Source organism: Streptomyces sp. ITFR-6, assembly GCF_031844725.1.
Taxonomy (GTDB): domain Bacteria; phylum Actinomycetota; class Actinomycetes; order Streptomycetales; family Streptomycetaceae; genus Streptomyces.
Map to the genome: position 1 here is coordinate 7,568,206 of NZ_CP134612.1, position 14,433 is coordinate 7,582,638.

8 protein-coding genes and 2 pseudogenes are annotated in these 14,433 nt (G+C 72.5%); 4 read left to right on the top strand and 6 right to left on the bottom strand.

What is annotated here, in order from left to right:
- Positions 1-245: 245 nt before the first annotated feature.
- A pseudogene (locus tag RLT59_RS39500) lies at positions 246-902 on the bottom strand (CHAT domain-containing protein); the annotation flags it as partial.
- Positions 903-4,899: 3,997 nt separating this feature from the next.
- Here RLT59_RS39500 and RLT59_RS34400 point away from each other — a divergent pair.
- Complete coding sequence (locus tag RLT59_RS34400) at positions 4,900-5,286, top strand: hypothetical protein (RefSeq protein ID WP_311307009.1); 387 nt, start codon at positions 4,900-4,902, stop codon at positions 5,284-5,286.
- 6 nt (positions 5,287-5,292) lie between these two features.
- Entirely contained in the window at positions 5,293-6,111 is an 819-nt protein-coding gene (locus RLT59_RS34405) for a hypothetical protein (RefSeq protein WP_311307010.1), read from the top strand.
- 270 nt (positions 6,112-6,381) lie between these two features.
- On the opposite strand, the gene RLT59_RS34410 is transcribed toward RLT59_RS34405, so the two are convergent.
- A complete protein-coding gene (locus RLT59_RS34410; RefSeq protein ID WP_311307955.1) occupies positions 6,382-7,515 on the bottom strand; it encodes an FAD-dependent oxidoreductase in 1,134 nt (377 codons plus the stop codon).
- 130 nt (positions 7,516-7,645) lie between these two features.
- Here RLT59_RS34410 and RLT59_RS34415 point away from each other — a divergent pair, with 130 nt between their 5' ends.
- Together RLT59_RS34415 and RLT59_RS34420 are read left to right on the top strand one after the other, a co-directional pair.
- Entirely contained in the window at positions 7,646-8,338 is a 693-nt protein-coding gene (locus RLT59_RS34415) for a TetR/AcrR family transcriptional regulator (protein ID WP_399126587.1), read from the top strand.
- A gap of 118 nt (positions 8,339-8,456) precedes the next feature.
- A complete protein-coding gene (locus RLT59_RS34420; RefSeq protein ID WP_311307011.1) occupies positions 8,457-9,197 on the top strand; it encodes a class I SAM-dependent methyltransferase in 741 nt (246 codons plus the stop codon).
- A 46-nt stretch (positions 9,198-9,243) separates the two neighbouring features.
- Here RLT59_RS34420 and RLT59_RS34425 read toward each other — a convergent pair whose 3' ends face one another.
- The 4 genes and pseudogenes from RLT59_RS34425 to RLT59_RS34440 all read right to left on the bottom strand — a co-directional run.
- Positions 9,244-10,029 carry a PIG-L deacetylase family protein gene (locus tag RLT59_RS34425; protein WP_311307012.1) on the bottom strand — a complete coding sequence of 262 codons (786 nt, stop codon included), beginning with the start codon at positions 10,027-10,029 and terminating at the stop codon, positions 9,244-9,246.
- Positions 10,026-12,365: a methyltransferase, FxLD system gene (fxlM, locus tag RLT59_RS34430; RefSeq protein ID WP_311307013.1), complete on the bottom strand. Its 2,340-nt coding sequence runs from the start codon at positions 12,363-12,365 to the stop codon at positions 10,026-10,028. Before fxlM ends, RLT59_RS34425 begins: the two co-directional genes overlap by 4 nt.
- Before the next feature lie 103 nt (positions 12,366-12,468).
- A complete protein-coding gene (locus tag RLT59_RS34435; protein ID WP_311307014.1) occupies positions 12,469-13,509 on the bottom strand; it encodes a GNAT family N-acetyltransferase in 1,041 nt (346 codons plus the stop codon).
- Between the two features lie 177 nt (positions 13,510-13,686).
- Positions 13,687-14,403: pseudogene (locus RLT59_RS34440) on the bottom strand (ATP-binding cassette domain-containing protein); the annotation flags it as partial.
- Positions 14,404-14,433: the final 30 nt, after the last annotated feature.

Here is a 14,433-nt window from a genome sequence, read left to right on the forward strand (position 1 = left end):
GGGCGGAGCTCACGGCCCCAGCGGGACCGTGAGGAGAATCCGCTCAGGGCGGAGAAGCCGGAACCGTGCCGGGCCGTTGCCGCAAGCGTGGTGTGTGGTGTGTGGTGCGCTCGTCGCTTGGTGCGTCGGTGTGCAGGTATGTAGCTGTTCAGCTGCGCCGCTGCCCAGCCTGCGGCATGGGGCTCCGAGGGCGGATCGTGGGCTACGCCCCGGCGTGGACGTACGTTGCCCAGATGTGCGGTCTCCGGGGTGCGGCGTCGTAGCTGGCGGACCGTGTCGTGCAGCGCGTGCGCGGCACTGGGGCTGTCGGGGGCGGTCGTGCGGCGATAGAAGTCCCGCGTCATGTGGTCCGCGTGCATGCTGTCGATCGTCCACAGCGTGCCGACCGCCGTCGGGAATCCCGCAAGCAGGAATGAGCTCGTGATGTGGATGGCCTCGTCAACCAGGCGTTCTGCCGTGCGGGCGGTGCCGCAGGCCGCGAGGAAGACGAGCTGTGCCGAGCGCGGGCGGACCCGGCAGATCTCCAGGACCGAGACCGGCTCGCCACTGGGTAGATGAAGCAGGGCGCCGGAGGGCTCCGCCGGGTCCGACGCCGCGTGGCAGCCGAAATGCGCCCACGAGGCGCTGTGCAGCGCGGCGAGCACGGCCTCGCGGCTGGCGGCCGGGCCGATCAGCGGTGGCCGGGCACCGAGAAGCTCGGCCGCGTGGGCCGCCGCGGCCGCCACGCCGGGGAGATCGTCCTCGGCGTGGCGACGAGGAGCGCGCTGCCGTGGTCGGCCGTATCGCGCCGCCGGGCGCGTGCTCGCGCGTACGCGAGGGTCTGCAGGCCGGGCGCGTAGGACGAGATCACGGTGTCGAGGGCGGCGCCGCAGCCGTCCTCCGAGCAGCCGGGCGCCGTGCATTCGGCCGCGTGGAGCGGCAGGGCGCTGAACGCACCGGTCGCCACCCACCAGACGCGCGGCCACGCGCCGTCACGGGGGACGGGTTCCACCGGTCCGACGGCCTCCAGGACCGGGCGCACGATCCGGTGCCAGGTCCAGGCCAGAGTCTCGCGGACCGTCCTGGCCGCGGCGACGAGCTGAAGCGGGGAGGGGCGGGACATCCCCCTGGCGTTGATGGCGTCGACGGCGTCACGCAGCCGTCGCGCCGCGTCGGTGATCTCGTCGGCCTCCGGGGCGAGGAGCAGCGAGGCGACCGACTGCTGGGTGATGACGAGGGCGTGGCACCGGTTCTTGCCGTGATTGAGGACGACGATGGGGCCATCGGCGGCAAGCGCCCTGAACCCCTCAGTGGTCAGCGGCCGCAGGAAGCCCTCGAACCCCGGCCGTGTGCGGATGTGCCGTACGAGATCGTCCAGTTCGTTCGACGCGCGCAGGGCTGCGAGGCGGGCCCACTCGGCGGCCCCCGGTGTCCCGGCATCAGGTTCGGAACCGGTGTCGAGCCGGTCGGTCAACCGCTGGAAGGATTCGGCAAGTTCCGGGAAGGCGGCCTGCAGATCGCTGATGTCGGCGCGGGCCTCGATGCGGCGCGCCAGCAGCAGGCCACGGCCCCGCTCCAGCAGTTCGGCGGTACGTGCCACGTCGGGGCCCCGGACCGTGTGGTCCAGGGCGGGGAGGCCGTCGAGGCCGGGAGCCTGCCCCGCCTTCTGTCCTGCCTTCGGCGCTCGCACGTCCCCTTCCATGAGCCGCATCCGCTCCGCGATCTGCGCTGCGGACTCGCGCATTTCGAGGGTGCGGAGGATCAGCTCGACGAGCCCTCTGATGTCGCCCTCGAAGATGGACAGGCCGTGCTCGGCGGACGTCTGGTCACTGCCCCGGTCGGTGATCCCGGTCATCGCCTCGACGGCCGCTTCGAGGTGCGTCAGCGCCGGGCCGATCCCCTGCTCTCCGCGGCCGATCTCGCGGGCCGCCGCGCCGATCTCGCCGTTGGCGCGCATCCACGCGGAGCCGACGAGGTCGTCCCAGCCCGCGGCGGGCTCACGGCCGGCGAGGCGGGAGCGGAGGCCGTCCGCGAATGCGGCGAGCGGGCCGAGCAGGATATTGGCACCCCGCGCCGGCTCGGAGCCGTCCGGGGCTTCGCCGTCGGCCCTGGACGGCTCCGAGCCGGGTACGGGACCGGAGGCGTGGTCCGTCCCCGGTGCCTCCGGGGGGTGCACGGGCCCCCGGGCGTCCGTGGCGGACATCTCCGGAAGGCGGTCCAGGCCGATCAGGTCGAACATCGGCCCCATCACGTCGGCCAGGTCGACCGGTGACTGGTCCGGCGTCACGTCCTTCAGGACGCTCTCCAGGGTCCGTGCCTCGGCGAGCAGTGCCCGCGCCCTCTCCGGTTCGCGGGTGCGGAGAGCCGCGGAACGCTGCATCAGGACTCTGACGAGCGTCATGGCCGTCATGGGCCGCATCGGGTGTCCGACGGGACAGGCGGCGAATGCCCTGCGGCACTGTTCGACGACAGCGTCGTCGAGGTCGGGCCGTGGGCCTCCCGGCCCCACGGATTCGACCAGGTCGACATAGGCGTCGCCCATCAGGTCGTACCAGGGCGGGTCCTCCCCGTCGGACGTCTCCGCCCGGGTGAGGTCCCGCATTTCGTGGGCGATCCGCCGGGCCCGTTCCAGCTGAGCGGGGTCGTGGCCGAACACGTAGTTCTGCAGGGCGTTGTGGAACTCCGCGCGAGCGGCCAGCACTTTCTGATCGGTCCGGGTCAGGCCCGCGTCCTCGTGCAGCGCCGCTTCCTCGGCGGTCGGCGGGGGTGCGGAGGCGAGCAGGGCCGCCGCCTCGCGTGCGCCCTCCGCGTCGTGGGAGCCGAGCGACAGAATGCTGAGGGCGTGTGCGAGCGTCCGGTCGTACTCGCTGGGTGAGTCGCCGGAGTTGGCGTCGGCCTCGCGGAGCAGTCGTACGACCTCTTCGAGGACAGCGGGATCGGGGCGTTCCGAGGTACCGGCGGACAGGGCGCTGCCGAGGGCTCCCGCGAGGTGCCGGCGCAGCTCGGGGTCGTCATCGTCCGTGGAGTCGAGGATCTCGCGGAGGGTCGCGATGGCGGAGTCGAGGTGTTCGGGGCGGTCGAGGCGGATGCCGGACATCCGGGACAGTGCGTCGAGCGTCCGGCGGATCTCGTCGGGCATGTCCTCCTCCCGCGTGATGTCCGCCGTGACGGCGAGGACCGCGACGGGCAGCGCCACGTCCAGGATTCCGCGGCGCAGCAGGTCCGTCGCGGGAAAGCTGGGCGGGGCGGTGGTGAGCGCCTCCTCGGTCAGCTCGCGGGATTCGATATCGAGCAGTCCGGCGCGGGCCGGCGCGCTGGAGCGCAGGGCCTCGGCGCGCAACCCGGTGAGGGCGGCCAGGACCGCGAGGTGCGCATGCCGCTTGGGGTGATCGGCCGGGAGGACGGCGAGGGCGGAGCGGTAGCGGCTGATGCGCTCGTCGGCGCGCTCCGCGCCGCGTTCCACGGAGTCGGCCTCGGCGTGTCTTCCAGAGCCGGCGTCGCCGTGTTCGCCGAAGCCGATGTCGGCGCGTGCCTCGGAGCCCGCGCCGGCTGCGACGTCAACATTATCGGTGGGGTCAGCCGGGTCGGTGGGGTCGAATCCGCCGATCAGTGAAAGGGCTTCGATGTCGAGGTCGATCGGCCGGCCCTCGCGGGCGGCACTCTCCCTCTCCTGTGCGGCGAGGCGGTCCAGGAGTGGCGCGGCCCGTTTCAGGGCGTCCGGATCGTCACTTTCGCGCAACGACTCGAATTCCTGGTACGTGGCGAGCATGTCGCTGTGCTCGTCGCTCAAGGCACCGGCCGAGGCGAGCAGCCGGGCCGCCTCCAGGGCCATGTTGTCGTCCTCGCACGCCTGGGCCAGCGCGCTGAGCGCCCGGCCGAGGGCTACGGCGACCGCGCCGTGTTCGGGGTGACCCGCCGGAGTGTCGGTGTACGCCGCCCGCAGTCGGCATACACCGCACGCGACACGTCCCGCGTCCTGCTCGGCGATGCCCGCGTCAGCGATCGCCGTACCGACGTGCAGGTCGAATTCACCGGGCCAGGTGACGGGCTGGGCAGCCAGCATCCGCAGGAACCGCAGCCCTTCCGCGGTCTCCGGGGTGACGGCGTCGTCCGGCACTGCCTCGACCAGCCGCTCGACCCGCGCGAGCCCGGGAGAGCCGAGGAGCCGGGCGGAGTCGACCACCGTGCGCAGGCAGGCGGAGTTCGCGGCGCGTGCCGCGTCGGAGTCGAACAGGCAGGGCGCGACGGCCATCCGCCCGCACACCTCCCGGCCGTAACGGGCGGCATTGGCCAGGCCGTCCGGGTTGGCCTGCGTCTGGAACCGGAGCATCCACAAGTCGTGTGCGTAGATGGATAGTTCAACGAACGCCAACTGCTTTTCTGCACCCACGAGTTCAAGAGCGGCGTCCGACCAGGCGAGCGCGCGGTCGAGCGCGGCCGGCCGCTCCGGAGGAGCCCCGCCCACCGCGACGCCGGCATGGACCGAGCACACCAGGTGCGCGAAGCGCGCTTCGCGCGACGGGTCGGTGGCGTCGAAGCCCTCCTTGAGGGAATCGGGGAGTCCGGCCTCCGGGGGAAGACGCGGGCACAGGAAGCCGAACGTGCAGACCGCGACCTCCGTGTTCTGCGCGGCGTCCGGATCCTCGGCGCCCTGGTGGCGGCCCCAGAACGTCCAGAACACCGCGGCCACCGCGTCGAGATCGATTGAGTCCTCCGGTGAAGGCGTCACCTCAGCGAGCAGAGCCAGCGCCTCGATGACGGCCTCCTCGCCGCGCAGAGGCGTGACATCGCCGGTGCCGAACGCGGCGGTGAGACGTTCGATCACTCGTTCCCGAATCTCGGACATCACACCTACATTAGTCTGATCAACAGTCAGAGAGCCTGGCGCACAAAGGATTAAAGGGTTAACAGGGGGTCCGTGTGGGCGACGGGGCGAAGGCGCACGGCGTGTACGAGGACGCCGTGGAATACCTGTGCCGCAACGTCGGGGAACTGCGTCCGCTCGTCTCGTCCGCCGTATGGCACTCGGCCTTCCCGGTCGTACGGGACGCCGATCCGGCCGGTGCCGAGTGGTGGGACGCCGTACGAGCGCTGCACGACGCGGTCGAGGCGGCCGGCGTCCCGAACGGGCTCGGGCTGCCCGCCACCATGGGCGTCGGTGACTGGCCCGGCGCCCCCACCCCGCAGTCGGTGGGCTGGGTCTGCCCCACGAGCCGCTGCGGCCGGGTCGAACTGCGCACCGGGACGGTAACCGCCACACCGGGCTGTGACCTGGCCAGAGGTCCGATGCGACTGGTGGACGGCTGACGGGCGATGGGCCTGCTCATCGAGTTGCAGAAGCGCATACCCGACGGCTGGTTCCTGCGTCGGCTGCTGCCCGCCGCACTGTTCGTCGTCGTCGCGGTCGGCGGCGGCGGGGAGCTGGGCCATGCCCACTGGAACGACATCGCCCTCGCGCGCGGGCGGATGGCCGATGCCCTGCGAACGGGCGGCGGCCCGACAGCGGACACCGTCGCCTCGCTCGTACTCGTCGCGGTGCCGGTACTGGGAGCCGCCTTCGCGGTGCCCTACGCGGCAGCCTCGATCGGCTCTCTCGCGGCGGGCGCCTGGCCGTGGTGGCTGATGCCGGTGGGCCGGCGGGTGACCAGGTGGCGGGTGCGGCGCTGGGCCGAACCGGACGTGCTGGCCCGGCGCTCCGTGCGCGCCCGCGCCGACGGCCACGCGCTGCGAGCCGACCGCCTCGACGCACGGGCCGCACGGGCCGGAACGGGCGGGCGGCCGAAGTCCCCGACCTGGTCGGGCGACCGCCTCCGCCGCACCGAGGAGAACGTCGGACGGCAGACCGGCGGGGACGTCGCCGGAGGCTGGACCGTCCTTCTGCTCAGTGCGGCCGACCAGCCCCGCGCGGCGCTGGCCCAGGCCCGCGACGCCTATGACGCGGCCTGCGAAGGCCTCGTCTGGAGCACGGCATTCACGGTGCTGGGCGCCTGGTGGTGGCCGGCGGCTCCCTTCGGTGTCCTCCTGGGCCTGGCTTCCTGGCGCTCCCCGCGCCATGCGGTGCAGGCGCTGTGCCGCACGACGGAGGCGGCGTTCACGCTGCGCGGAACGGGAGAGCCGGGCACGCAGCCATGAACCGGGCGGCGGCGGACACGCAGCGAAGCCGCCCGCGTGCGCCCACCGCGCGGGAACGGCGTACACAGTGTGCGGAAGCGGAGCCGGCCCGTGCCGGCACGGGAAACGAAGCCTGGCCCGTGCACGGGGCGCGGGAAATGGAGCCCCGGCCCGTGCCCAGCACGTGGGAACAGAGCCGGCCCGTGCCCAGCGCCGGGAGTGACCGGCCTCCGGGCCGCCGCGCCACTGAGCCGGCCTGAACGGGGCCGCGCGCGTCGACGACCGCCGCGCTCATGACGGCTGGCCATCGCCCCCGGTCATCATGGCGATCCAGCTGTGGGGTGCGTCGTCGCCGAGCATGATGCCGTAAACGTCCTCGCCTGCCGCTTCGGCGGCGCGCGCGAACATGGCATGCTCGTACTCGGCCAGCGCCTTCTCGATGTCGTCGGGATACCGGGCGACTGCCCGGCCGAGCTCGGCGCCGTCCAGCATGGCCAGATTGGCGCCTTCACCGTTCGGCGGGGCGAGGTGGGCGGCATCGCCCAGCAGCGTGATCCCGGGCATCGGATCCCAGTGGTGCCCCACCGGCAGGGTGTGGAGGGGGCGCAGGAACGGCGCGGTGTCGCTGTCCGTGAGGAGAGCGGTGAGCTGCGGGGCCCATCCTTCGAACTCCGCAACGACCCGTGCCGTCAGGGCCGAGGCGTCGGAGGCATCCGTGTCGGCGGGCCAGCCGAGCGGTTTCACGAGCTGGGCGTAGGAGTGCAGGCTCCCATCGGCCTCCCGCATGGCGAGAATTCCCTTTCCCGGCGCGAGCGCGAACAACGAGCCGGGGCCCACTGCTGCCGCGGCGGCGGGGTGACGGCCGACCGCGTCGGACAGGAACGTCTCGACGGAGGTGACGCCCGCATACGTCGGGGTGGCGTCCGACAGGACCGGCCGGACCCGTGACCACGCCCCGTCGGCCCCGACCAGCAAGCCCGTGGTGACAGTGCCGCCGTCGGCGAAGCGCACCTCGTGGCGGCCGTTGCCGAGGGCCCGTACGTCAGTGACCTTGTGCCTCCACCGGACGGTGCCGTCCGGCAACGAGTCCAGCAACAGCTGCCGCAGCCGACCGCGCTGTACCTCCGGACGTGAGCCCGTCCCGTCGTCGGGCAGGTCGAGCAGTACGGACCCCGTCCGGTCCACGACCCGGTAGGACTCGCGCCCCTCCAGGACGAGTCCGCGGAACTCCTCGATCAGCCCGGCGGCCGCCAGCGCGGGCTGGCCGTTCCAAGGATGTATGTCGAGCATGCCGCCCTGAGCGCGTGCGGTCGCGGAGGCCTCCGCTTCGTAGACCGTGGCCGGAATGCCGTGAACGTGCAGGACGCGGGCCAGCGCGAGACCGCCGAGGCCGGCTCCCACGACTGTGACTACCGGTGCCGTCATCATCCTTCTCTTCTCCTTCTTCTGCTTCTGCTCCAGAGCTGACCCCATGGCCAGAGTTCTTTTGGATCGTCGATCCAAAAGAAGGTGCACCTTGGAGCGCCCCTTTGGAGCGGCGATCCAAGGTGACAGAATGAAGAACATGACAACCAAGGGCCATCGCGCAGCGCGGCGCACCGACGCACTGTCCAAAGAGGTGATCGTCCAGGCCGCGACCGAGATCCTTGACACCGGCGGCGAGGCGGCGCTGACCTTCCGCGCGCTCACCCGCCATCTGCAGACGGGCTACGGGGCGATCTATCACCGAGTGGCCAACAAGAGCGACCTGCTCGCGGCGGCCGCCGACGGTGTGATCGACCGCGTCGTCGCCGGCCCCGCCGCCGACGCGAAGCCCCGGGAAGCGCTGCGAGCCCTCGCCCTCGGCCTGTTCGACGCGATCGATGCGCACCCCTGGGTCGGGGCCCAGCTCACCCGGGAGCCCTGGCGCCCCACGCTGCTGGAGGTCTACAAGAGCGTCGCTGAGCAGTTGCAGGCACTCGATGTGCCCGAGGATGCCGTGTTCGACTCGGCGGGCGCGCTCGTGAACTACATCCTCGGGGTCGCCGGGCAGAACGCCGCCAACGCCCGCGTGCTCGCCGGAGCCGAGGTGGAGCGGGACCGTCTGCTGGCGGAGATCGCCGCGCAGTGGGCCCAGCTCGACCCGGTGCAGCACCCTTGGGCGCGCGGTGCGGCGAAGCGTCTGCCGGATCACGACGACCGTGCGCAGTTCCTCGCCGGAGTCGACCTCATCCTCGCGGGCATCGAGGCCGTGAACTGTGGGCGCTGAGCCGGAGCGGACCAAGGGCTGTCCGGCGGATCGAGTGACCGCCAGATCCCCGGATCGTCCTTCCCGGTCGCAGCACAATCGTGTTGACCGTCCCGGCAGGCAGTGCTTGAGTCGGCACGTGGACAGCATTTCGGCCAACCGGCAGTTCTGGAACCGGTTCAGCGGCGCCTACCAGGACAAGCACGACCCGCAGATCGGCGCAACGCCCCGGCTGTGGGGCACCTACGCCATCCCCGACGCGCACCTGAACGCCCTGGGCGACGTCACCGGCAAGCGCGTCCTCGAACTCGGCTGCGGCGCCGGCCAATGGTCCAGGGCGCTCGCCGCCGAGGGCGCCACCGTGGTCGGGCTCGACCTGTCCGAGGCCCAACTCGCCGCGGCGGCCGGCGCGATGGGAGCGGCCCGCTACCCGCTGGTGCAAGGCGCCGCCGAACACCTCCCGTTCGCCGCCGACAGCTTCGACCTGGTGTTCTGTGACTACGGCGGGCTCAGCTGGGCGCCCCCGCAGCTGGCCGTCCCGCAGGCCGCACGCGTCCTGCGGGACGGCGGGTGGCCGGTGTTCAACGTCGCCAGCCCATGGTTCGAAGCCTGCTACGACGAAGCCGCCGGCCGCGCGACCACGACGCTGCAACAGGACTACTTCGGGCTGGACAGCATCGCGGAAGACCAGGGTGCGGTCAGCTATCAGCTCGCCTACGGCGACTGGATCAGGGTCCTGCGCGGCGCGGGACTCGTCATCGACGACCTCATCGAGCCGCGGCCCGGACCCGGAACAGCCAACGGCTACAACCATACCGACCCGCCCGACTGGGGACACCGCTGGCCGGCGGAAGCGCTCTGGGTAACCCACAAACCGTAGACAGGCCGCACCGCCGCACCGCCGCACCGAAGCGTGGAGTAACCCCTCAGCCGGGGCCGGGGCCGGGCTTGAGGCGTGTGAAGTACTCGGTCCGGATGATCTTGAGGCGGGATTCCGCCGGCTGACGGGCGAGGATGCCGGGCAGAGACCGTTCGCGGGCTGCTTCGCTCCGATGGGCAAGGATCGCGCGCCATTTGGCCGCGACCCACGGGGTCACGTCGACGGTCGTGCTCACATACGTGTCCGGGACGCTGAGCAGGGTTTTGCCGACCCCGGTCAGCAGGGGCCCCAGTTCGCCGATGCCGCTGTCGGGGTGGGTGGCCGCGTACAGGGCGCGAGGCTGCCAGGGAGGCCCCGCTTCGGGGTAGAGCGGCCCGACTCCTGCGGCTTCGACGGCGAGCAGGGTGACCTGGTGGGTACGGCGGTGGTCCGGGTGGCCGGTCAGCTGTCCGAGCACGTCGTGCGTGACCACGACATCGGGACGGAACTCCCTCAAGTGGTGCACGACGTGGCCGACGGCCTCGTCGAGCGGTACATCGACGAGCCGGGCCCGGCCGGGGGCGGACGCGGGGTTGCGGGCATCGGCGTGGCCGAGCATGCGCGGCTCGCCGGCGCCGAGGGCACGCAGGGCGTCGCTGAGTTCAGCCGCGCGGGGACTGTCCGGGGCCCATGTGGTGGTGACGACCGCCGTGCGGGCACCGTCGGCGGAGCTCCGCGCGAGCACTCCGCCTGCCAGCAGGGACTCGTCGTCGGGGTGGGCGAACACGCCCATCAGTGAGGGGGCGAGCCGGTTCGTGCCACAGCCGGACGGCCCGTTGACCAGGTTCGTCATGTGCTCTGCCCCGCGACGACGGTTTCGGACGGAGCGTCCGGCCCGGTGACCCGGACGTCACGGCCGGGCCAGCCGAAAACCAGTCGCGAGGCCGGCTTTTCGAGCACGTCGCCGGGTGGCAGGTGGTCGTCCGGGGTTCCGGCCGGGTGGACGCTCATGGAGGGGTAGCCGCTCGCGCGCACGTCCCGGTCCCACGTGCGCACGCACGCGGCGAACCGCCGCGCCAGCTCCGGGCCGGCCGGCCCGTACGCGTGGATGTGGAACGCGTGGCGGGAACCGGCTGGTTCAGGCGCGTCGTGGAGCTTGACGAGGGTCAGATAGGCGAGCGAGCCGTCGGCCACGACCGCTGCCGCGTCACGCTGGGCGACGAGCGCGGATCCGTCCGGGACGGTCAGCCGGCAGAACCCGGCCAGCGTGCTCGCCGCGAAGATCTGCAGCGTCTCGAAATTGAACCGGCCGGCCACGACGAGGCCCGTGGCGAGCTCGTGGCGCGGCCCGCGCAGGGCCTCGTCCAGACCGCCGGTCCTACCCGGGACACCGTTCTCCCACCGCACCGTGACCGCCCCGTCGGCCAGCCGGACCAGGGGGACCGTGCGGGCGGCGGCGCCGCGGTCGCGGACGAACCCGCAGTACGTCCAGTGCTCCGCGTACAAGGTGTCCGCACGCCGGACCAGGGTGACCGAGCGGGTGTAGCCGCCGATCTCCAGGGGGACGACCAGCCGTCCGCCTTCGGCCAGTTGTTCACGCCAGGCCGGGGCGATGTCCGTCGCGGTGTGCGTGATGACGATGCCGTCGAACCCGCCCGCCGGTACATGCGAGGGCGCTCCCAGGCCGCCGTCACCGAGTACGGCCGTGACCCGACCGCTTCCGGCCTCCGCGCACAGCCGTCGGGTGCGGTGCACCACGTACGGGTCGAGATCTACGGTCACCACACGGCCCCGCTCCCCGACGATGTGCGCGAGCAGCTCCGCGTCGTACCCGCCCGAACCGACCTCCAGCACGTTCATCCCCGGCTCCAGCCGGAGTCGCCCGGCCATGTCGGCCTGGAGCCAGGCCGCCGAGACCGAACTGACGGCAGTCCCGGGGGCCCCGCGAACGGTCACTACGGCGTGGTCGTCGTGGTAGGCCGTCGAGAGCGGGACCTCGGGGACGAAGCGGTGCCGGGGCACCGCGCGGAGCGCGGCCCGCACCCGGGCGGAGGGGGCCCAGCCTTTGCGGATCACGCGGTCCGCCATGCGCTCGCGCAACCGGGCCGCCTCCGCGGGTTCACCCGGCACGGGCGGGACGGCGGAGGTGCACGGGTAGGAGTGCACCGGCGGCAGTCCCGGAAGCACCCCGGGGAAGACCGCGTTCAGCGACTGGGCGGAGGGCATGAAGACCGCCCCGAGTGCGGCCAGGGTATGCAACGGGTGCCACTCCCAGCGGACGAACTTCTCCGGCTCCCTCAACGTGAGTCCGCCGTCCCATGCGGTGATACGGACGACGGGGGAGATACGGCGCATGTCCAGCCGGTCGTCGTGCAGGACGGTGATGACATGGGCGTCCTCCACACGGGCCGTCAGCCCGGTCTCCTCCGCAAGCTCCCGTACGGCCGCGGCCTGAGCGGACTCGCCCGCCTCGATACGGCCGCCGGGCAGCTCCCACATGCCCTTGGTGGAACGGCCCAGCAGGACCCGCCCGGCCGCGTCGGTGACCACGGCCGCGGCGCCCGCCACCGCTTGGGGGTTCGGCCGTCCCTTCTCCACCGCGGTGAACGAACCGCCCGCACCGCGCAGCACCAGCACCGCCAGGCCATCCGCTTCGAACCTCAGGGCCTCCTCGAAGCCGTCCGCGATCGCGCTGAGTTCGTTCTCGTCCAGGGCGATGTGCCGCCTCTCCGGCGGGGTGTGCTCCACCACCGGCGTGATGACGACGATCGCGCCGCCCTCCCGCAACAGCGCCCCCAGAGCCCGCAGCACGGACGATCGGTTGCGGAAGAAGGCGACGCTCAGCCGGAGGGTGACCAGGTCGTATCCCCCCTCGGCCCCTTCGGCCGGGCCGGGCAGGCCGCATTGCTCCAGGTCCAGCCGCAGCCAGCGCACCCCGGGCACCGCGGCGTGCTCCGCTCGGGCCCGGACGAGCGCGCCTTCGGTGAAGTCGACCGCGTCCACCTGATAGCCCATGCCGGCCAGCGCCACGGCAAGCTCCCCGGTTCCGCATCCGGCGTCGAGGGCCCGTCCGCCCTCCGGCGCCGGGACGTGCTCAGCCAGCAACGCCCGCTCCGCGTCGCCCGGTGGACGGAACCCCCGGCCGCCCTCGTAGTGCTCCTGCCAGGCTTCCTTCCGGACCTGCCTCAACGTGTCGCTCCCCTCACCGTCGTACGGTCCCTGACGTCTGATCGCTGAGCGCCCGCGGCCCGGATGCCATCGGCCTCCCGCAGGTCGCCCGGCGGCATGATGGTCAGCTGTTCCCCCAGCCCCAGGAGTCGAAGTACGCGGTCGTGCCGGTCAGCCGAGCCGTCATCACCGCGTCCAGACGGGCGAAGTCCTGCGAGGGCATGAGCGGCTCCCACTCCTTCAAAGTGAGGACACGCACGGCGTCGTGTTCGTCCGGGTCCAGGACGATGGACCGGATCTGTGCGTCGGAGAGCCGGCCGCCGTCGAAGACGCATCCCGTCGTGGAGTACGGCCAGTCGCCCCCGGGCGGTCCGAAGACCGAGGCGAGCAGCCGGGGCGGCCCCGCCACGTCGAGGCCGGTCTCCTCACGGCATTCGCGCTGCGCCGTCTGCCAGGGCCGCTCGCCGTGATCCATCGTGCCGCCCGGGAACTGCCAGGGATGCGCCTCGGAGTAGGTGGCCCGCAACTGCACCGGACGGTTCTCCCGGTCGGTGAAGAAGATGAAGGCCGATCCGGTCGACTTGGGTACGGAAGAGGCGTACTCCTCCGGTGGGAGCAGCACACGGCCGGCGGGCGGCTCGACGCGGGCGGCCGCCCCCACGAGCCGCGTCATCCGCATCAGCGCGGGATCGGCCGCGAACCCCAGCTCCCGGTACAGCGGTGTGGCCTCCTCGCCGGCGTGCAGTTCGAAGAGCGTGACCCCGTCCGACTGGAGGCGGTCGAGGAGGTCGGACAACAACTCCCTGGCGAGGCCGAGGCGCCGGAACTCTGGTCGTGTGGCCACCGCGTGCACGCGCGCGGCCAGCCCCTTGGGGTAGGCGGGCGCCGGGAGGACCGGGTGGATCAGGCCGAGCGCGCAGGAGACGACCGACCCGTCCGCTGCCAGCGCGACGTGGGCGCGGGCGTCTCCTCCCGGGGACAGGCGGCGGGCGAGCTGGGTACTGCACAGCGTCGTCCACTCGGCGTCGAGGGGCTCGGAGAGGATGAATTCCGACCTCAGACCGATGATGCCCTCGGCGTCGGCGGGACCGGCCGCGCGGGTGGCCGGGCGCTCGGTCCGGGCCTGCGGCCCCACCGTGGCGGTGGGGGCGAGGTCGCGCTTCATGGAACAACTCCTGTCGTCGAGTGGGATGGGCGGCGCTCGGCGCGCGGCCGGGTCGGCGCCCGTCGGCCCTCCGGGGGCGGCCGTCGGGACGATGCGGTCGTCCGGCGCCGGGAATCCCGCCACGGCACGTACGCGGCCCTGCGCGGCCACCGCCCCGGTTCCGCGCTGCGGGAGCCCTCATGCGCGGGTCGCCCCGTGCGCGTCGTCGTTCGCCTCGGAGGTGACCTGGTAGGACAACAACTGCTTGAACAGGCCGTCTTGTTCGGCGAGCACCTTGTAGATGCCCTCCTGCACGACCCTCCCGCCGTCGAGGACCACGATCCGGTCGGCGACGGCCACGTTCGTGATCCGGTGGGTCACCAGCAGGACGACCCGGTCCCGGGCCAGGTCCCGCAGCCGCTGGAAGATCCGGTACTCGGCGCGCGGGTCGAGGTTGGCGGTCGGCTCGTCGAGAACCAGGAGCCCGGCCTCGCGGAAGAACGCCCGTGCGAGGGCGATGCGCTGCCACTGGCCGCCGCTCAGCTCCTCGCCGTTCAGCCACTCGCGGGCCAGGAGGGTGTCCAGGCCGGCGCCGAGCCTGTCGATGACCTCGTCGGCGTCGGCTGCCTCGCACGCTTCAAGGACCGCGGCGTCACCACGGGCCGTGGGCTGCCCCTGGGTCACGTTCTCCCGCACCGTCAGCGGCCAGTGCGCGTAGTCCTGCGGCACCAAGGCCACCTGCTGCCACAGCGCCTGCGGATCGGCGTCGCCGGTGGGGACGCCGTCCCACAGCACCTGCCCGCACGTAGGCAGGCACAGACCGCTGACCAGCTTCGACAGGGTCGACTTTCCCGAGCCGTTGAAGCCGACCAGTGCGGTGACCTCGCCGCGGCGCAGGGTGAGTGTAGGTTCCGCGCCCGAATGAACAATGCGGGTACTTCCTGA

Bases quoted from the DNA above. Each gene is read 5' to 3' on its own strand.
- RLT59_RS34405 (WP_311307010.1), top strand. From the start codon at position 5,293: ATGGGCCTGCTCATCGAGTTGCAGAAGCGCATACCCGACGGCTGGTTC.
- RLT59_RS34410 (WP_311307955.1), bottom strand. From the start codon at position 7,515: ATGACGGCACCGGTAGTCACAGTCGTGGGAGCCGGCCTCGGCGGTCTC.
- RLT59_RS34415 (WP_399126587.1), top strand. From the start codon at position 7,646: ATGAAGAACATGACAACCAAGGGCCATCGCGCAGCGCGGCGCACCGAC.
- RLT59_RS34425 (WP_311307012.1), bottom strand. From the start codon at position 10,029: ATGACGAACCTGGTCAACGGGCCGTCCGGCTGTGGCACGAACCGGCTC.
- RLT59_RS34435 (WP_311307014.1), bottom strand. From the start codon at position 13,509: ATGAAGCGCGACCTCGCCCCCACCGCCACGGTGGGGCCGCAGGCCCGG.